The organism is Streptomyces fulvoviolaceus (assembly GCF_000718165.1).
GTDB lineage: Bacteria > Actinomycetota > Actinomycetes > Streptomycetales > Streptomycetaceae > Streptomyces > Streptomyces fulvoviolaceus.
In genome coordinates this window covers 1-15,023 of the sequence record NZ_JOEY01000063.1, presented here as the reverse complement: position 1 = coordinate 15,023, position 15,023 = coordinate 1, and the positions used below count along the sequence as shown (strand labels likewise).

Here is a 15,023-nt window from a genome sequence, read left to right as displayed (position 1 = left end):
CGGACTACGACGGGACCGGTACGCCGTCGCGGCGGTGCGGCGGCTGGGCGCCCGCACGGGTGCAGGTGTCGGCCGCGATCTCCACGGCGTACGACACCAGCCGGGCGAGCTCCCCGGCGCCGAGGCCGTCGACGCCTTCGCGGGTGAGCCGGCCGATGTGGTGCAGATGGGCGAGCATTCCGGCGGTGAAGGCGTCGCCCGCTCCCACCGTGTCGACGACCTCGACCGCCGGGGTGGGCACATGCACGCTCGCAGCGCGGCCGACGGCCCAGGCACCCCGGGAGCCGAACGTGATCAGCACGAGCCCGGCCCCGGACGCGAGCCAGCGGTCGGCCACCGCCTCGTACGGCTCACCCGGGTGGAGCCAGGCCAGGTCCTCGTCGCTCGCCTTCACCACGTCGGCGAGCGCCACCCAGTCGGCGAACCGCCGGAGGTAGGCGGCGCGGTCGGTGACCAGGTCCGGCCGTACGTTCGGATCGAGGGACACCAGGCGCCGGCCCGCCTCCCGGCGCAGCAGTCCGTCGAGGGTCGAGGCCAGGGGTTCCAGCAGCAGTCCCAGTGAGCCGAGGTGCAGTGCCGTGCCCTCGGGCAGCGTGCCGCCGTCCGGGAGGGCGGCGAGGTGTTCGGGGCGCAGACCGCGGTCGGCGGCGCCGTTCGCGTGGAACGAGTAGGCGGCCGATCCGTCCTCGCGCAGGTGCACGGCGGCGAGGGTGGTGGGGTCGGACGTCGGCAGCACATGGGTGAGCCGGGTGCCGGACGCCGCGAGGTGCGCACGCAGCAGGTCGCCGAAGTGGTCGTCGGAGATGCGGGCGAGCAGTGCCGTGGGGACTCCGAGGCGGCCGAGCCCGGCGGCGACATTGAGGCAGGAGCCGCCCGGGAGTGGCTGGAAAGCCGCGGCGCCGTCGGCCGTGCGGGTGGGGGTGAGGTCCACCAGCGCGTCTCCGGCGACGACGACGGCGGGCTGATCTGCGGTTTCCGGTCTGGCGCTCATGCGGGTTCCTCGGGGACGGCGGCGGGGGCAGGGGGCCGTTTTGGTGTGCCCCGTGGCCCCTTGTGAGGCGGCCTAACGATAAGTCGGACGAAGTTTTCTCGCAAGATGTGTTAACAACGGCGCAGTCTCCTGCTAATAATTCGGCCATCGAAACGCGCCCGACTCCCCGCGGACGCATCCACACCCCTCCTCACCCCGCCGAGCCTCAGTCGAGGTCCCGACGAACCCGCACGAGAGGTCCCCCGTCACATGCGATCGACCAGATTCGCCCTCATCGCCGGCACCGCCGCCACCGCCCTGCTCGCCACCGCCTGTTCCGGAGCCGGAGCCGGCAACAGCGACAGCGGGGGCAAGAGCATCAACGTGCTGATGGTCGGCAACCCGCAGATGGAGGACATCGCGAAGCTGACCAAGAGCACGTTCACGAAGGACACCGGCATCAAGGTCAACTTCACGATCCTTCCCGAGAACGAGCTGCGCGACAAAGTCACGCAGGACATCGCCACCCAGGCCGGCCAGTACGACGTCGCCACCATCGGCGCGTACGAGGTGCCCATCTGGACCAAGAACGGCTGGCTGCACGAGCTCGGCTCCTACGCCGACAAGGACACGAGCTTCGACAAGAGCGACCTGCTCAAGCCGATGGTGCAGTCGATGTCCGGCTCCGACGGCAAGCTGTACGCCCTGCCGTTCTACGGCGAGTCCTCGATGCTCATGTACAACAAGGACGTCATGAAGGCGAAGGGCATCACGGTGCCCGAGCACCCGACCTGGCAGCAGATCGCCGACATCGCGGCCAAGGTCGACGGCGCCGAGCCCGGCATGAAGGGCATCTGCCTTCGCGGCCTTGCAGGCTGGGGCGAGCTCGGCGCGCCGCTGACCTCCGTGGTCAACACCTTCGGCGGCACCTGGTTCACCAAGGACTGGAAGGCGCAGGTCAACAGCGCGGCGTTCAAGAAGGCCACGAACTTCTACGTCAACCTGGTCAAGGAGCACGGTGAGGCGGGCGCCCCGCAGGCCGGCTTCACCGAGTGCCTCAACGCGATGAGCCAGAAGAAGGTCGCGATGTGGTACGACGCGACCAGCGCGGCCGGTTCGCTGGAGGACTCCAGCTCCAGCAAGATCGCCGGGCACGTCGGTTACGCCTACGCGCCGACCGTCGAGACCAAGAGCAGCGGCTGGCTGTGGGCCTGGTCGTGGGCCATGCCCAAGACCACGAAGAACGCCGACGCGGCCTCGCAGTTCATGCTGTGGGCGTCCAGCAAGAAGTACGAGAAGCTGGTCGGCGAGAAGCTCGGCTGGTCGCGTGTCCCGGCCGGCAAGCGGGCCAGCACGTACGAGATCCCGGAGTACCAGAAGGCCGCCGGGTCGTTCGGTGACATCACCCTGAAGTCCATCGAGCAGGCCGACCCGTCCAACCCGGGCGTCCAGCCGAGGCCGACCGTGGGCATCCAGTACGTGGCCATCCCCGAGTTCCAGGACCTGGGTACGAAGGTCACCCAGGAGATATCCGCCGCCATCGCCGGCAAGACCACCGTGGACAAGGCGCTGAACGACGGCCAGAAGCTCGCCGAGGAAGTCGCCAAGAACTACCAGAAGTGACCTTCAGCGCCCGGCCGGCCTCGGTGCCGGCCGGGCGTCGCTCCCCCGACCCCGGCCGTCACCGGCGGAGGAAAGTTTCATGACCACGCTCACCGCACCCCCCAAGACAGCCCCCCCACGCGCCCGCATCCGGAAGTCCTCGGGCATCAGCAAGTGGAAGCGCCGCATCCCGCTGCTGCCGGCGCTGATCTTCACCATCGTCGTCACGCAGCTGCCTTTCGTGGCCACGCTGATCATCTCCACGTTCCAGTGGAACATCCTCAAGCCGGGCGACCGGCACTTCGTCGGCCTGTCCAACTTCAAGTTCGTCTTCACCGACGAGCGGCTGCGCACGGCAGTGCTCAACACCGTCGTCCTCACCGCGTCGGTCGTGCTCATCAGCGTGATCCTCGGACTCGGCCTGGCGATGCTGCTCGACCGCCGGTTCGTCGGCCGCGGCCTGGCGCGCACGCTGCTCATCGCCCCGTTCCTGGTCATGCCGGTCGCGGCGGCGCTGCTGTGGAAGCACGCCATCTACAACCCCGACTACGGCCTGCTGAACGGCACCCTCAACGCCGTATACCGGTTCTTCGGAGCGGACAACGGCCCCACGGTCGACTGGATCTCCTCCTACCCCATGCCGGCCGTCGTCATCTCGCTGGTCTGGCAGTGGACGCCGTTCATGATGCTGATCCTCCTGGCCGGCCTGCAGGCACAGCCCGGTGACGTCCTGGAGGCGGCCCGCATGGACGGCGCCTCCGCCATGGCGACCTTCCGCTACGTCACGCTGCCGCACCTGCGCCAGTACATCGAACTGGGTGTCCTGCTCGGCACGATCTACGTCGTGCAGACCTTCGACGCGGTCTACACCATCACCCAGGGCGGCCCCGGCTCGCAGACGACCAACCTGCCCTACGAGATCTACCTGACCATGTTCCGCAAGTACGAGTACGGCGAGGCGGCCGCCGCCGGTGTCGTCGTCGTGCTCGGCTCGATCGTGATCGCGACCTTCGCGCTGCGCACCATCGCGTCGCTGTTCCGCGAGGAGGTATCCCGATGACCCACGCTGCAGTCGCCGCCGCCCCCGGGGCGAGGTTCAAGAAGCTCCTGCGCCGCAAGGACGACCACGGCGGTTCGCCCAAGCTGTCGCCCCTGTGGACGTTCGTCGCCTGGCTCGCCACCCTGGCGTTCTTCGCGCCCGTGGCATGGATGGTGCTCACCTCCTTCCATCAGGAAGCGGACGCGGCGACGAACCCGCCGACCCCCTTCGCCTCCGTCACCTTCGACCAGTACAAGCTGCTGTTCAGCCGGGACATCACCCCGTTCCTCCTCAACTCGGCCATGGCCAGCATCCTTTCGACGCTGCTCGTGCTCGCCCTGGCGGTACCGGCGGCCTACGCGCTGTCCATCAAGCCGGTCGAGAAGTGGACCGACGTGATGTTCTTCTTCCTGTCCACCAAGTTCCTCCCGGCCATCGCGGCCCTCCTGCCGGTGTACCTGATCGTCAAGGACGCCGGGATGCTGGACAACGTGTGGACGCTGGTCATCCTCTACACCGCCATGAACCTGCCGATCGCGGTCTGGATGATGCGCTCGTTCCTCGCCGAGGTGCCCAAGGAGATCCTGGAGGCGGCCGAGGTCGACGGCGCGGGCCTGATCACCGTGCTGTGGCGGGTCGTCGCGCCGGTCGCCATGCCCGGACTCGCCGCCACCTCGCTGATCTGCTTCATCTTCAGCTGGAACGAGTTCATGTTCGCCGTGAACCTCACCGCGACGCAGGCGTCGACCGCGCCGGTGTTCCTCGTCGGCTTCATCACCAACGAGGGCCTGTTCCTGGCCCGGCTGTGCGCGGCGGCCACGCTGGTCTCCCTGCCGGTCCTCATCGCCGGTTTCGCTGCCCAGGACAAGCTCGTTCGCGGTCTCTCCCTGGGAGCCGTCAAGTGAGGGCAGCCGTCATCACCCAGCCCGGCAGCGTCGAACTCGTCGCCGTCGACGACCCCGCCCCCGGCGCGCGCGAGGTCGTCGTCGAGGTCGCCGCCACCGGACTGTGCGGCACCGACCTGCACATCCTGCAGGGGGAGTTCGCCCCGAAGCTGCCCATCATCCCCGGCCACGAGTTCGCCGGGGAGGTCGTCGCGGTCGGCTCCGCCGTCACCGAACTCGCCGTCGGGGCGCGGGTCGCGGTCGATCCGTCGCTGTACTGCTTCGAGTGCCACTACTGCCGCACCGGCCACAACAACCTCTGCGAACGCTGGGCCGCGATCGGCGTCACCCACCCGGGCGCCGCCGCCGAGTTCGTGGCCGCTCCCGTCGCCAACTGCGCGGTCCTGCCCGACGGCGTGCGCACCGAGGACGCGGCTCTCATCGAGCCGCTGTCCTGCGCCGTGCGCGGCTACGACGTCCTGCGCAGTCGCCTCGCCTCCCGCGTGCTCATCTACGGCGCCGGGACGATGGGCCTGATGATGCTGCAGCTCGCCAAGGCCACCGGCGCCGCGAGCGTCGACCTCGTCGACCTGAACGCCGAACGCCTGGACACGGCACGGAAGTTGGGCTGCTCCGCGGCGGCCGCGTCCGCCGACGAGCTCGACCGGCCGAACTACGGCTGGGATCTGGTCGTCGACGCCACCGGCAACGCCCACGCCATCCAGGACGCCCTCGGCCGGGTCGGCAAGGGCGGCACGTACCTGCAGTTCGGGGTCGCCGACTACGCCACCCGGGCCACCATCGAGCCGTACAAGATCTACAACCAGGAGATCACGATCACCGGCTCGATGGCCGTCCTGCACAGCTTCGAACGCGCCGCGGACCTCTTCGCCACCGGCGTCATCGACCCGGACGTCTTCATCAGCGACCGCCTCCCCCTGGCGGCGTTCCCGGACGCGATCGCCCGCTTCCAGGCCGGCATCGGCCGCAAGATCCAGATCCAGCCCGGCCTCGCCACCTCGTGAACGCCCGAACCGAACGGACCCCCACCATGACCGAGCAGATTCGCCGCGTTCTAGTCCGCTCCCTCGACGACATCACCCTCGAGGAGGTGTCCGCCCCCGTGCCGGGGGACGACGAACTCCTCGTACGCACCACGGTCGTCGGCGTCTGCGGCTCCGACACCCACGCGGCGGCCGGCCACCATCCCTTCATCGACCTGCCCTATCGCCCTGGTCATGAGGCGGTCGGCGTCGTCGCCGGGGCAGGGAAGGGCGCCGAGGACTTCGCGCCCGGCGACCGGGTGATCATCGAGCCCAACCTGTACTGCGGACGGTGCCCCCAGTGCCGCTCCGGCCGCTACAACATCTGCCAGGAACTGAAGGTCTTCGGCTGCCAGACGCCCGGCGCCATGACCGACCTGTTCACCATCCCGGCCGACCGCGTCCACCGCGTCCCCGAGGGCATGACCGACATCGAGGCCGCCCTCGTCGAACCCCTGGCCACCCCGGTGCACGCCGTGGCGAAGGCCGGGGACCTCACCGGCCGCACGGTCGCCGTTCTCGGCGCCGGGCCCATCGGTCTGCTCGTCCTCGCCGCCGCCCGGCACGCGGGCGCCGCCAAGATCGCCGTCACCGACCTGCTGCCTGGCAAGCGGGACCGCGCCCTGCGCCTCGGAGCCGACGCGGCCCTGCCCGCCGACGCCACCGACCTGGTCGAGCAGGCCCACACGGCGCTCGGCGGTCCGGTCGACGTGGTCTTCGACTGCGTGGCCCGCGAGCAGTCCATGGCCCAGGCAACCGACCTGGTGGCGAAGGGCGGCACGATCATCGTCGTCGGCGTCGGAGCCGGCGGGACCACCCCCGTCCGCCTCGACCTGGTCCAGGACCGCGAGATCCGCATCGAGGGCACCCTGATGTACACCGGCGACGACTACCGCACCGCGATGTCCCTGATCGCCTCGGGCGCCGTCGACACCGCCGAGATCGTCACCGCCACCTACCCGCTGGAGGACGCCGCAAAGGCCTTCGCCGCGTCCGTCGACCCGGAGCAGGTCAAGGTACTGGTCACAGTGGACGCCCCGTAGGCCCGGCAGCCGGTCGAGCCCCCGCCTCGACCGGCCTGTGTGGGAAACTACGAGACCGGAGCGACCGGGAAGGAGGGGCGCCGTGACCGCCCGTGCGCGACTCTCACAGGCTGCCGTCGAGGATCGACGCCAGGCCGTGCTGCGCTACGTCGCCGAACACGGCGAGACCCGCATCGACGACCTGGCCCGGCACTTCGACGTCAGCCTGATGACGATGCACCGGGACCTCGACGACCTCGCCGGGCGACACCTGCTGCGCAAGGAGCGCGGGCGGGCCGTCGCCTTCCCCGCTCTCACCATGGAGACGGCCACCCGGTTCCGTGAGAACAGCGCCCTCGCGGCCAAGAACGCGCTGTGCGCGGCCGTCGCCGACCGGATCAGGCCGGGCAGCACGGTGCTCATGGAGGACTCGACCACGCTGTTCCCCCTGGTCCCCGTGCTGGCCAGGGTGGACCAGGTCCACGTGGTCACCAACTCCGTCGGCCTCGCGCAGCGCCTCGGGTCCGCGCCCGGGGTGAGCATCACCCTGCTGGGCGGCCACTACCGCGGCGACTTCAACTCCTGCACCGGTCCCACCGTCACCCGCGCCCTGTCCCAGATGCGGGCCGACCTCGCCCTGATGTCCGCCACGGCCGTCCTGGAGGGCCGGCTCTTCCACCCCGTGAACGACTACGTCGAGGTGAAGCTGGCCATGCTCGGCTCCGCCGAACAGGCGCTGCTCCTGGTGGACCACTCGAAGTTCGGCAAAACCGCCACGTACGCGTACGGCACCGTGGCCGACTACCACTCCGTCATCACCGACTCCGGCACTCCCGAGGCGGAACTCGCGGCCATCCGCGACCTCGGAGTGACCGTCGAGACGATCGAACCCGAAGAGCCCTCCCTGTGATCCACACCCTGTTCGAGACACCGAGTGCCTACCACCCCAGCGATGCCGAGATGGCCGCGCCCGTGCCCCCGGTCCAGGCCGTGCTGTTCGACTTCAGCAACACGATCTTCCAGATGATCGATCTGGAGCCGTGGCTGCGCCGGGTCGGCGCCGCCTGCGACCGCCTCGCTGTCCTGGACGAACCCGGCGCGGTGGCCGAGATCTCCGACGAGTTGCGTGCCGCCTTCCGGCTGCCCTCCGTCGTCGCCCTCCAGGAAGGCCGGGACCTCTCCCGCGAGCAGCACCGGCGTGCGATGTGGGGATGGTGGGAGCAGGTGGACTTCCTGCGCGGCGCGCAGGAGGCGGCCTACCGGGAACTCACCGCCCCGGACGCCTGGGTCCCCTACCCCGACACCGAACCGGTCCTGCGCGCCCTGTGCGAGCGCGGACTGCGCGTCGGCATCGTCAGCGACTTCGCCTGGGACCTGCGCACCCACCTCGCCCACCAGGGGCTGGACGCCCTGATCGACACCTGCGTCATCTCCTACGAGCAGGGCCGGGAGAAACCCGACCCGCAGCTGTTCCTCAAAGCCTGCGCCGACCTCGGCGCCGACCCCCGCGCCACCCTCATGGTCGGCGACAACCCCGTCCGCGACGGTGGCGCGACCGCCTGCGGCCTGCGCACCTACATCCTGCCGGCGGAACACCGCACCGGTGAGCGTGGCCTGGCGGAGGTGCTGCGGCTCGTGACCTGACAGCGGCGGGTCGCAGGCCCGGCACCTCGGTCAAGGAGCCGAGACCGCCGCCGAGGGCTCGGGGCGGGCGCTCGTGGCCGCCATCGGCCGGGATGCCGATGGTCGCGACGTCGAGGGGTCGGCTCAGCGGGACCGTGACCATGTTCTTGTGTTCGTGCTCCGGGTCGGGCACGCGCGGTCCGGAGCACGTCCGGGTCGGCAGCCGCAGGACGCCGGAGGAGTTCTCGCCCTCCGCGTCTGCGGCCTTGGTGGTGAAGGTGCTCCGGGCGATTTCGGGTGGACCGTCCGGAAGTTACGACCACGGCGTACCTGCCGCCTACTCGACGGCGACGAGGACTTCGACCGGGGCGCACTCCGGTGCCGAGGCGATCAGGTGGATCTTGCCGGGTCCGGTCGGGCGGAGGACGGCCAGGACACGGCCTTCGTAGGTACGGCGTTCGGTGGCGTCGAAGCGTTCCTCGGAGGCCGGATCGGCGCTGCCGAAGCCCAACAGGACGCCCGCGCCGGAGACTTCGAGGCGCACCGGTCGGTCGGCCGCGGTGTGGAGGGTGCCGTCCGGGTCCGTCAGGGTGAGGGAGACGTACGCGAGGTCGCCGCCGTTCGCCGTGACGACCGGGCGGTCGGCCTCGGCGCTCAGCCGCACCGGGCCGGTCGCGGAGCGCAGGGTGGTACGACCGGTTTCAGCGCCGTCCCGGTAGGCGACGGTGACGAGTTCGCCGGGCTCGTACGTCGTGTCGAACTCGGTGCGGAAGCGATGGTCCTCGCCCACCGGCTGCCGCCCCAACGAGCGTCCGTTGACGAGGAGTTCCACCTCGTCGGCGTCGCCGTAGACCTCGACGGTGACCGGCTCGCCCTCGAACCCGGGCCAGGTCCAGCCGGCGATCGAGTCGCTCCAGGCCCATGGCGTCCCGGCGTAGGTCTTGCCGTGGTGTTCGGGGCGGCGGACCGCGATGTACGGCTCGGCCCGCAGACCGAAGACGATCTCGCGGTAGTAGGAGGCAGGCCGGCGGTGGCCGGTGATGTCGATGTCCCCGCAGCCCGCGAGCAGGTACGGATAGGGCGCGGTGTGGGCCGGGCGGGGTGTGTCGGGGGTGAGGTACTGCGGGCGGCCGATGCCGACCTCGCCGAGGTAGTCCCAGCCGGTCCAGGTGAAGTCGCCGATGACGTGGCCGTGTTGCTTGATCAGGCGCCAGTTGCCGTCGATGCGGGTGGGGAAGGTTTCGGTGCCGATGATGATCCGGTTGGGGAACAGGTCGAGGTCCAGGGCGTAGCGGGCCTCGGCGTAGTTCATGCCGGCGACGTCGAGTACGGCGAAGGACTCGGCGGTCTTGTCCGTGACGAGGCCGGAGGCGCTGATCGCGTTCATCATGTCCCCGGCGTCGGCCATGAGGGTGTTGATGCCCTTGTCCTCGCCCTCGCCGGCCTTCTCCTGCGACTGCCCGCGCAGCTTGCCCAGTTCGGACATGACGGCGAGCATGCCGTTCACCGCGTTGGTGACGTAGCGCGTGTGGTCCAACGAGCGGACCTTCTCGGCGAGTTTGCGCCCCCACGCGGCACCGAAGGGCGAGCCGGTCTCAGGGATCTCGTTGCCGATCGAGTACATGATGACGCTGGGGTGGTTGAAGTCCTTGGCGACCATCGCCTCGATGTCGCGCTCCCACCACTCGGGGAAGTTCAGGCTGTAGTCGAACTCGCTCTTGCCGGACGTCCAGACGTCGAAGGCCTCGTCCATCACGAGCATGCCGAGGCGGTCGCACGCGTCAAGCATCGCCTTGCTCATGGGGTTGTGGGACATACGGATCGCGTTGAACCCGGCGTCCTTGAGGAGCTGGACCCGTCGTTCCTCGGCGCGGGCGAAGGTCGCCGCGCCCAGAACTCCGTTGTCGTGGTGGACACAGGCACCGCGCAGCTTGACCGTCTCGCCGTTGATCCGCAGGCCGTGCTCGGGGTCCAGAGCCAGCGAACGGATGCCGAACGTGACGGTCTCGGCGTCCAGGTCCTTCAGGGTGACGGTGGCGGCGTACAGGGTGGGCGCGTCCGGGCTCCACAGCAACGGGGCGCGGACGTACAGGCGTTGGCGTACGGTCGCGGGCTCGCCCGGCAGCACCGTGGCCTTCGAGACGTCGCTCGCGACGACATTCCCGTCGGCGTCGCGGATCTCGGTGACGACGTCGACCGTACGGACCGCGATCGAGTCGTTCTCGACCCTCGTCGCGACCTCGACCACCGCCCGCTCGACGTCGATGTCCGGGGTGGTGACGCGGACCCCGTCGGGCGCGATACGGACCACTTCGCCGACGAGCATCCAGGTGTCGCGGTATATGCCCGCGCCGGTGTACCAGCGCGAATCCTGATGGGCGCGGGCCTCGACGCGGATCTCGTTGTCCTCGCCGAAGCGCAGGAAGCGGTCGGCGTCGATGAAGAAGTGCGAGTACCCGAAGGGCCGTTGCCCGGCGTAGTCCCCGTTGATGAAGACGACGGCATCGCGGTAGACGCCCTCGAACTCGAAGAGGATCCGCTTGCCCCGGTGCTCCTCGGGAACGGAGAAGGTCTTGCGGTACTCGTACGTCCCGCCCGGGAAGTACGCGCCGGCGCCACCCTCCATCGTGACCTCGCCGCCGGGCGCGGAGCGCTCCCGTTCGATCATCGCGTCGTGCGGCAGCGTCACCGGCCGGAAGGGAACCTTCGTGCCGGACAGTTCGGCGAAGGGATTGACCTTGGGGCGGGTCTGCCAGCCGTCGTTGAAGGATGTGCGTGTCATGTGGTCTCCGTGGTGTGTGGGGTGGGCAACCGCCCGGGTGCCGGTGCTCCGCGAAGGCTTACGCCTCGCCGGGGACCGCCGGGGCCGATCCGGTCAGCCGCGCATCCAGCCAGGTACGGCTGCGCCCCAGCAGCTCCCGGGCGATGCGCGTGTCGGGAGCCCAGGCCTCAAAGCCGTGGGGGGCGCCGGGGACGAGGTCGAAAGTGCAGTCCACGCCCGCGTCGCGCAGGCGGTCGGCGTAGGTGCGGCACTCGTCGGTGAACAGGTCGATGTCGCCCACGCCGATCCAGGCCGGTGGCAGACCGCTCAGGTCGGCGCGCCGGGCCGCGACCGCGTGGTCGGGGGTTTGCGGACCGCCGGGCTCGGCGCCGAGGTAGGCACCCCAACCGGTCCGGTTCGCGGCGTTGTTCCACACCCGGTGCTGCGCCTGGTCGAGCTCGCGGCGAGCGGCGGTGCGGTCGTCGAGCATAGGGGAGAACAACCACTGCCCGACCGGCTGGGCCCCGCCGGCATCGTGCAGCCGCTGCACCAGGCAGGCGGCCAGACCCGCACCGGCGCTGGCACCCCCGACGGCGACGCGTTCCAGGTCGACGCCCAGGGATCCGGCCGACTTCTGCAACCACTCCCAAGCGGCGAAGGCGTCGTCGAGAGCGGCCGGAAAGGGGTGTTCGGGGGCGAGGCGGTAGTTCGCCGAGACGACGAGGATGCCGAGCTCCTGGGCCGTCGCGGAGCAGAAGGCGTCGTCCTGTACGGCATCGCCGATGATGTACCCGCCACCGTGCACCCACAGCAGTGCCGCCCCCGAACCACCACCGGCCGGGGTGTACACGCGTATGCCCTGGCCTTGGTCGATTCCCGTGATGTCGACGCCTTCGGCCGGTGAGCCCGGCCCGCGCCGGCGGACCAGGGCGCGCACGACGTGGCGCCCCCACTTCCCACGGATCGGCAGGCGCGGCATCCGCGCGACGCTGCGGCGCAGCTCTGGGTCGACCAGGTCGAGCTTCATGGGCGCCTCTCCTTGAATCCGGTCAGGTACGGGGCACGCGCCTCACCGGTGGTAAATCGTATTACCAACTGTCTGCGGTACGGTATCCAGCGCACCCCACACCGCACAAGCCCCAGATCAGACCGCACGCAGGAGAGCCGCCGTAGGCCTCCGTCCTTAGGAGCGAGTGAGTGAGCAAGTCCGCGCGCGCGACAGCCAAGGACGTCGCCCGGGCCAGTGGCGTCTCACAGACCACGGTGAGCTTCGTCCTCAACGGGGCGGCCGGGCACGTCTCCCAGGAGACGCGGGAACGGGTGCGGCAGGCCGCTCGAGAGCTCGGCTACGTCCCCAATGGCTCAGCGCAGGCGTTGCGCAAAGGGGCGTCCCGCATCGTCCTGCTCAACATCGAGGGAATCCCCACCGGCAGCAGCCTCGGCAGCTACATCCGAGGCCTCGACGCCGAGCTCGCGGCGCACGACCACGTACTCCTGGTGCTGCACGGACATCTCTCCTCGCAGGCACTTTCCGACGTGGCTCAGGCCGTCTCCGCACGGGCCGTGATCGACCTGGGCGACGCCGGCCATGCGGACGCCATCGTCGCCGACGCCGAACCGCCCCTCGACGCGTTTTCCGCGCAGGCCGGCGTCCCGATCCGGTACCTCATCGCGCGAGGCCACCGGCACATCGCCACCGCGATGCCGGACACCCCGGAACTCCAGGCTCTCGCCGGTCTGCGAGAGCGGCTCATCCGGCAGGCCACGCACGCCGCGGGCCTGCCCGACTGCCCGAAGCTGGTCCTTCCCGGCAGCCTCGGCGACGCCCAGGAGCTGCTACGGGCCTTCCGCGCCGCACACCCGGAAGTGACCGCCGTCCTCGCCTACAACGACGACCTCGCACTGCTGACACTCGCCGCGATGCGGCACATCGGATTGCGGGCGCCGGAAGACCTCGCCGTCATCGGGTTCGACGACACCCCGCACGGAGCACTGTTCTCACCTGCTCTGACCACCGTGCACCTCGACGCGGAGGCCATCGGCCGCATCGCCGCACGCGGCGCACTGGGCCTGCCGGTGGCCGACACCACCCCCGAACCGGCACGGGTGATCGTTCGAGAGTCCGCGTAGCCGGCTAGCTCTTCACCCGGACCGGCAGGATCACCGCGGACGGGTGCGCGGGGTCGTGGAACACCTCCTGATCCGCGGCGCGGAGGGTCGTGGCGGTCGTCCTCGGTTCGCCGGTGCCCGGATTGCGGTTGTAGCGCGGGAAGGCCCCGCTGGACACCTGGACCCGGATGCGGTGACCGCGCCGGAAGCGGTACGCCGTCGGCCACAGCCGCACCGTCGCGCAGGAGGTCCGGTCGGCGCCGGTCAGGCTGACCAGGCCGTCGCACACATTGGTCGAGCGGCCTTTGTCGTCCACGTCGCACAGCCGGACGAACACATCGGCGTACGGGAGGCTGGACTTGAACCAGATCTCGGCGGAGACCTCGCCGATCACCTCGGTGTCCGTGTCGAGCGTGCCGGTGGTGTAGGTCAGCACGTCCGGCCGGGCTTCGAGTCCGGTGTTGTCGACGCGGCCCGCCTTGACGCCGAGGGCCAGACGCACCCCGCCGACGGCCGGGGTCGGGTCGGCCGGGTCGTAGCGGTAGCCGTCCGGCGCGGACTCGCCCGCCGCGTCTGCGGCCAGGGTGCCGCCCGGGTGGAGATGGAAGCGCTGCGGTGCGTATCCGGGCGGCGGCCAGGAGGGGAAGTCGCGCCAGGTCTCCTCGCCCATGACGAACAGGCGGACCGGGGCGCGCTCGGGCGGCTGCTCGCCGCGGGCGTGGGCCAGCCCGAAGTCGAGGGCCTCGGTGGCTGCCGCGACCCCCACACCCCTGGAGGTGTGCGACCACGGGCCGACCGTGAGCCTGGCCTGCCGCCCGGCCGTCTGCAGGGCCTGGTGGTCGCGGATCTGGCCCGGCAGGAAGATGTCGTACCAGCCGCCGACCGAACTCACGGGTATGGCGATGTCGGTCACCCGGTGGCTGTGGTCGGCCTCCGCCCAGCGCGGCGCGTCGGCGTCGTGGGCGAGGACGTCCTGGATGTAGTCGGACCGACGGCCCATGGCGGCGACATCGGCCTGGCCGAGCGGCAGGGTGTCCATGGCCCGTCGCACCCGTTTCGCCTCCAACAGTTGGCGCGGCATCGCCCACCGGCGTTCCTGGCCGGCGACCATGACGCCCCAGCCGAACGGTGTCTCCAGGGAGAACCCGTCCCCGCGGAGGAACTCCAGGGTGAGGGCCGACTCCGACACCGCCGGGATCATCGCCTTGACCTGCGGCGGCAGTTGGTCTGCCACCGCCCACTGGACGAAGCCGAGGTAGCTCATGCCGTACAGCACCATCGACTCGCCGAACCAGGGCTGCTCGGTCACCCACTCCAGGGTGTCGAGCCCGTCCTCGCGCTCGCGCCGAAACGGGTCGAAGGCTCCGCCGGAGCCGAACGTCCCGCGCGTGCTCTGGATCAACACCTGGAATCCGCGCTCGGCCAACGGCCGGACCATCGGCCCGGCAGCCATGCCCGCCCTGCCATAGGGAATGCGGAGGAGAGCGGTCGGCAGGCCCTGGGCCCCGGATTTCGGGGCCCAACGGTCGGCCAGCAGGACGGCCCCGTCACGCATCGGCACCCGCAGATCACGTTCGACGACCAGGTCCCTGGTCAGGGGCGGGGGAAGGCGCAGCAGGCGTTGAGTGAGTCGGCTGCCCAGGTTCATCGATGTGTCCTCCGTCTGCTCGTACGTGGTGACTGCCGGCGCATACAGGTCCTAGGCCCGGTGGCGGGCCGCGGCCGGCTTGCGGCGGTTCGCGATGAGGCCGCCGGCCGCGCCGAGCGAGACCAGACCCATGCCGGCGGCGGTCGCGATCCCCTTCACACCGTCCATGGTCAGGTAGCAGAACGCGGCCACGCCGCCGTTGAACAGGAACAGGAACCAGAGGGTGGACGACTTCGACAGGAACGCCTTGATCTTCGGCTTCTTCGCGATGCGCGAGCCCGCCAGCATCGACACGGCGATGCCGGCGTAGGTGGCCACGTTC

Annotated in this window: 12 protein-coding genes and 1 pseudogene; 8 read left to right on the top strand and 5 right to left on the bottom strand. The window is 70.3% G+C overall.

Annotation, left to right across the window (positions count from 1 at the left end; translation table 11 throughout):
* Positions 1-4 precede the first annotated feature (4 nt).
* Positions 5-991, bottom strand: a complete 987-nt coding sequence (locus tag IG08_RS0145570; RefSeq protein ID WP_052425166.1) for a carbohydrate kinase family protein — start codon at positions 989-991, stop codon at positions 5-7.
* 249 nt (positions 992-1,240) lie between these two features.
* Here IG08_RS0145570 and IG08_RS0145565 point away from each other — a divergent pair, with 249 nt between their 5' ends.
* The 7 genes from IG08_RS0145565 (at position 1,241) to IG08_RS0145535 (ending at position 8,204) form a co-directional block, all read left to right on the top strand.
* The gene (locus IG08_RS0145565) at positions 1,241-2,593 is read left to right on the top strand and encodes an ABC transporter substrate-binding protein (protein WP_030618074.1); all 1,353 of its coding nucleotides are present in this window, start codon (positions 1,241-1,243) and stop codon (positions 2,591-2,593) included.
* A 79-nt stretch (positions 2,594-2,672) separates the two neighbouring features.
* Positions 2,673-3,632: a carbohydrate ABC transporter permease gene (locus IG08_RS0145560; protein WP_030618070.1), complete on the top strand. Its 960-nt coding sequence runs from the start codon at positions 2,673-2,675 to the stop codon at positions 3,630-3,632.
* A complete protein-coding gene (locus IG08_RS0145555; RefSeq protein WP_078655994.1) occupies positions 3,629-4,516 on the top strand; it encodes a carbohydrate ABC transporter permease in 888 nt (295 codons plus the stop codon). Before IG08_RS0145560 ends, IG08_RS0145555 begins: the two co-directional genes overlap by 4 nt.
* Positions 4,513-5,520 carry a zinc-dependent alcohol dehydrogenase family protein gene (locus IG08_RS0145550; RefSeq protein WP_030618064.1) on the top strand — a complete coding sequence of 336 codons (1,008 nt, stop codon included), beginning with the start codon at positions 4,513-4,515 and terminating at the stop codon, positions 5,518-5,520. The genes IG08_RS0145555 and IG08_RS0145550 overlap by 4 nt, the downstream gene beginning before the upstream one ends.
* A 26-nt stretch (positions 5,521-5,546) precedes the next feature.
* On the top strand, positions 5,547-6,581 hold the full coding sequence (locus IG08_RS0145545; RefSeq protein ID WP_030618059.1) for a zinc-dependent alcohol dehydrogenase: 1,035 nt from the start codon (positions 5,547-5,549) through the stop codon (positions 6,579-6,581).
* 82 nt (positions 6,582-6,663) lie between these two features.
* A complete protein-coding gene (locus IG08_RS0145540; RefSeq protein WP_030618056.1) occupies positions 6,664-7,470 on the top strand; it encodes a DeoR/GlpR family DNA-binding transcription regulator in 807 nt (268 codons plus the stop codon).
* Positions 7,467-8,204: an HAD family hydrolase gene (locus IG08_RS0145535; RefSeq protein WP_030618053.1), complete on the top strand. Its 738-nt coding sequence runs from the start codon at positions 7,467-7,469 to the stop codon at positions 8,202-8,204. Before IG08_RS0145540 ends, IG08_RS0145535 begins: the two co-directional genes overlap by 4 nt.
* A 316-nt stretch (positions 8,205-8,520) precedes the next feature.
* Here IG08_RS0145535 and IG08_RS0145530 read toward each other — a convergent pair whose 3' ends face one another.
* Together IG08_RS0145530 and IG08_RS0145525 are read right to left on the bottom strand one after the other, a co-directional pair.
* On the bottom strand, positions 8,521-10,965 hold the full coding sequence (locus IG08_RS0145530) for a glycoside hydrolase family 2 TIM barrel-domain containing protein (RefSeq protein ID WP_030618049.1): 2,445 nt from the start codon (positions 10,963-10,965) through the stop codon (positions 8,521-8,523).
* A gap of 58 nt (positions 10,966-11,023) precedes the next feature.
* The gene (locus tag IG08_RS0145525; RefSeq protein WP_052425165.1) at positions 11,024-11,971 is read right to left on the bottom strand and encodes an alpha/beta hydrolase; all 948 of its coding nucleotides are present in this window, start codon (positions 11,969-11,971) and stop codon (positions 11,024-11,026) included.
* Positions 11,972-12,141: 170 nt separating this feature from the next.
* Here IG08_RS0145525 and IG08_RS0145520 point away from each other — a divergent pair, with 170 nt between their 5' ends.
* Positions 12,142-13,074, top strand: a complete 933-nt coding sequence (locus IG08_RS0145520; protein WP_030618043.1) for a LacI family DNA-binding transcriptional regulator — start codon at positions 12,142-12,144, stop codon at positions 13,072-13,074.
* 4 nt (positions 13,075-13,078) lie between these two features.
* Here the strand turns inward: IG08_RS0145520 and IG08_RS0145515 are convergent, their stop codons facing one another.
* A complete protein-coding gene (locus tag IG08_RS0145515) occupies positions 13,079-14,701 on the bottom strand; it encodes a CocE/NonD family hydrolase (protein ID WP_030618040.1) in 1,623 nt (540 codons plus the stop codon).
* 51 nt (positions 14,702-14,752) lie between these two features.
* Positions 14,753-15,023: pseudogene (locus IG08_RS0145510) on the bottom strand (hypothetical protein); the annotation flags it as partial.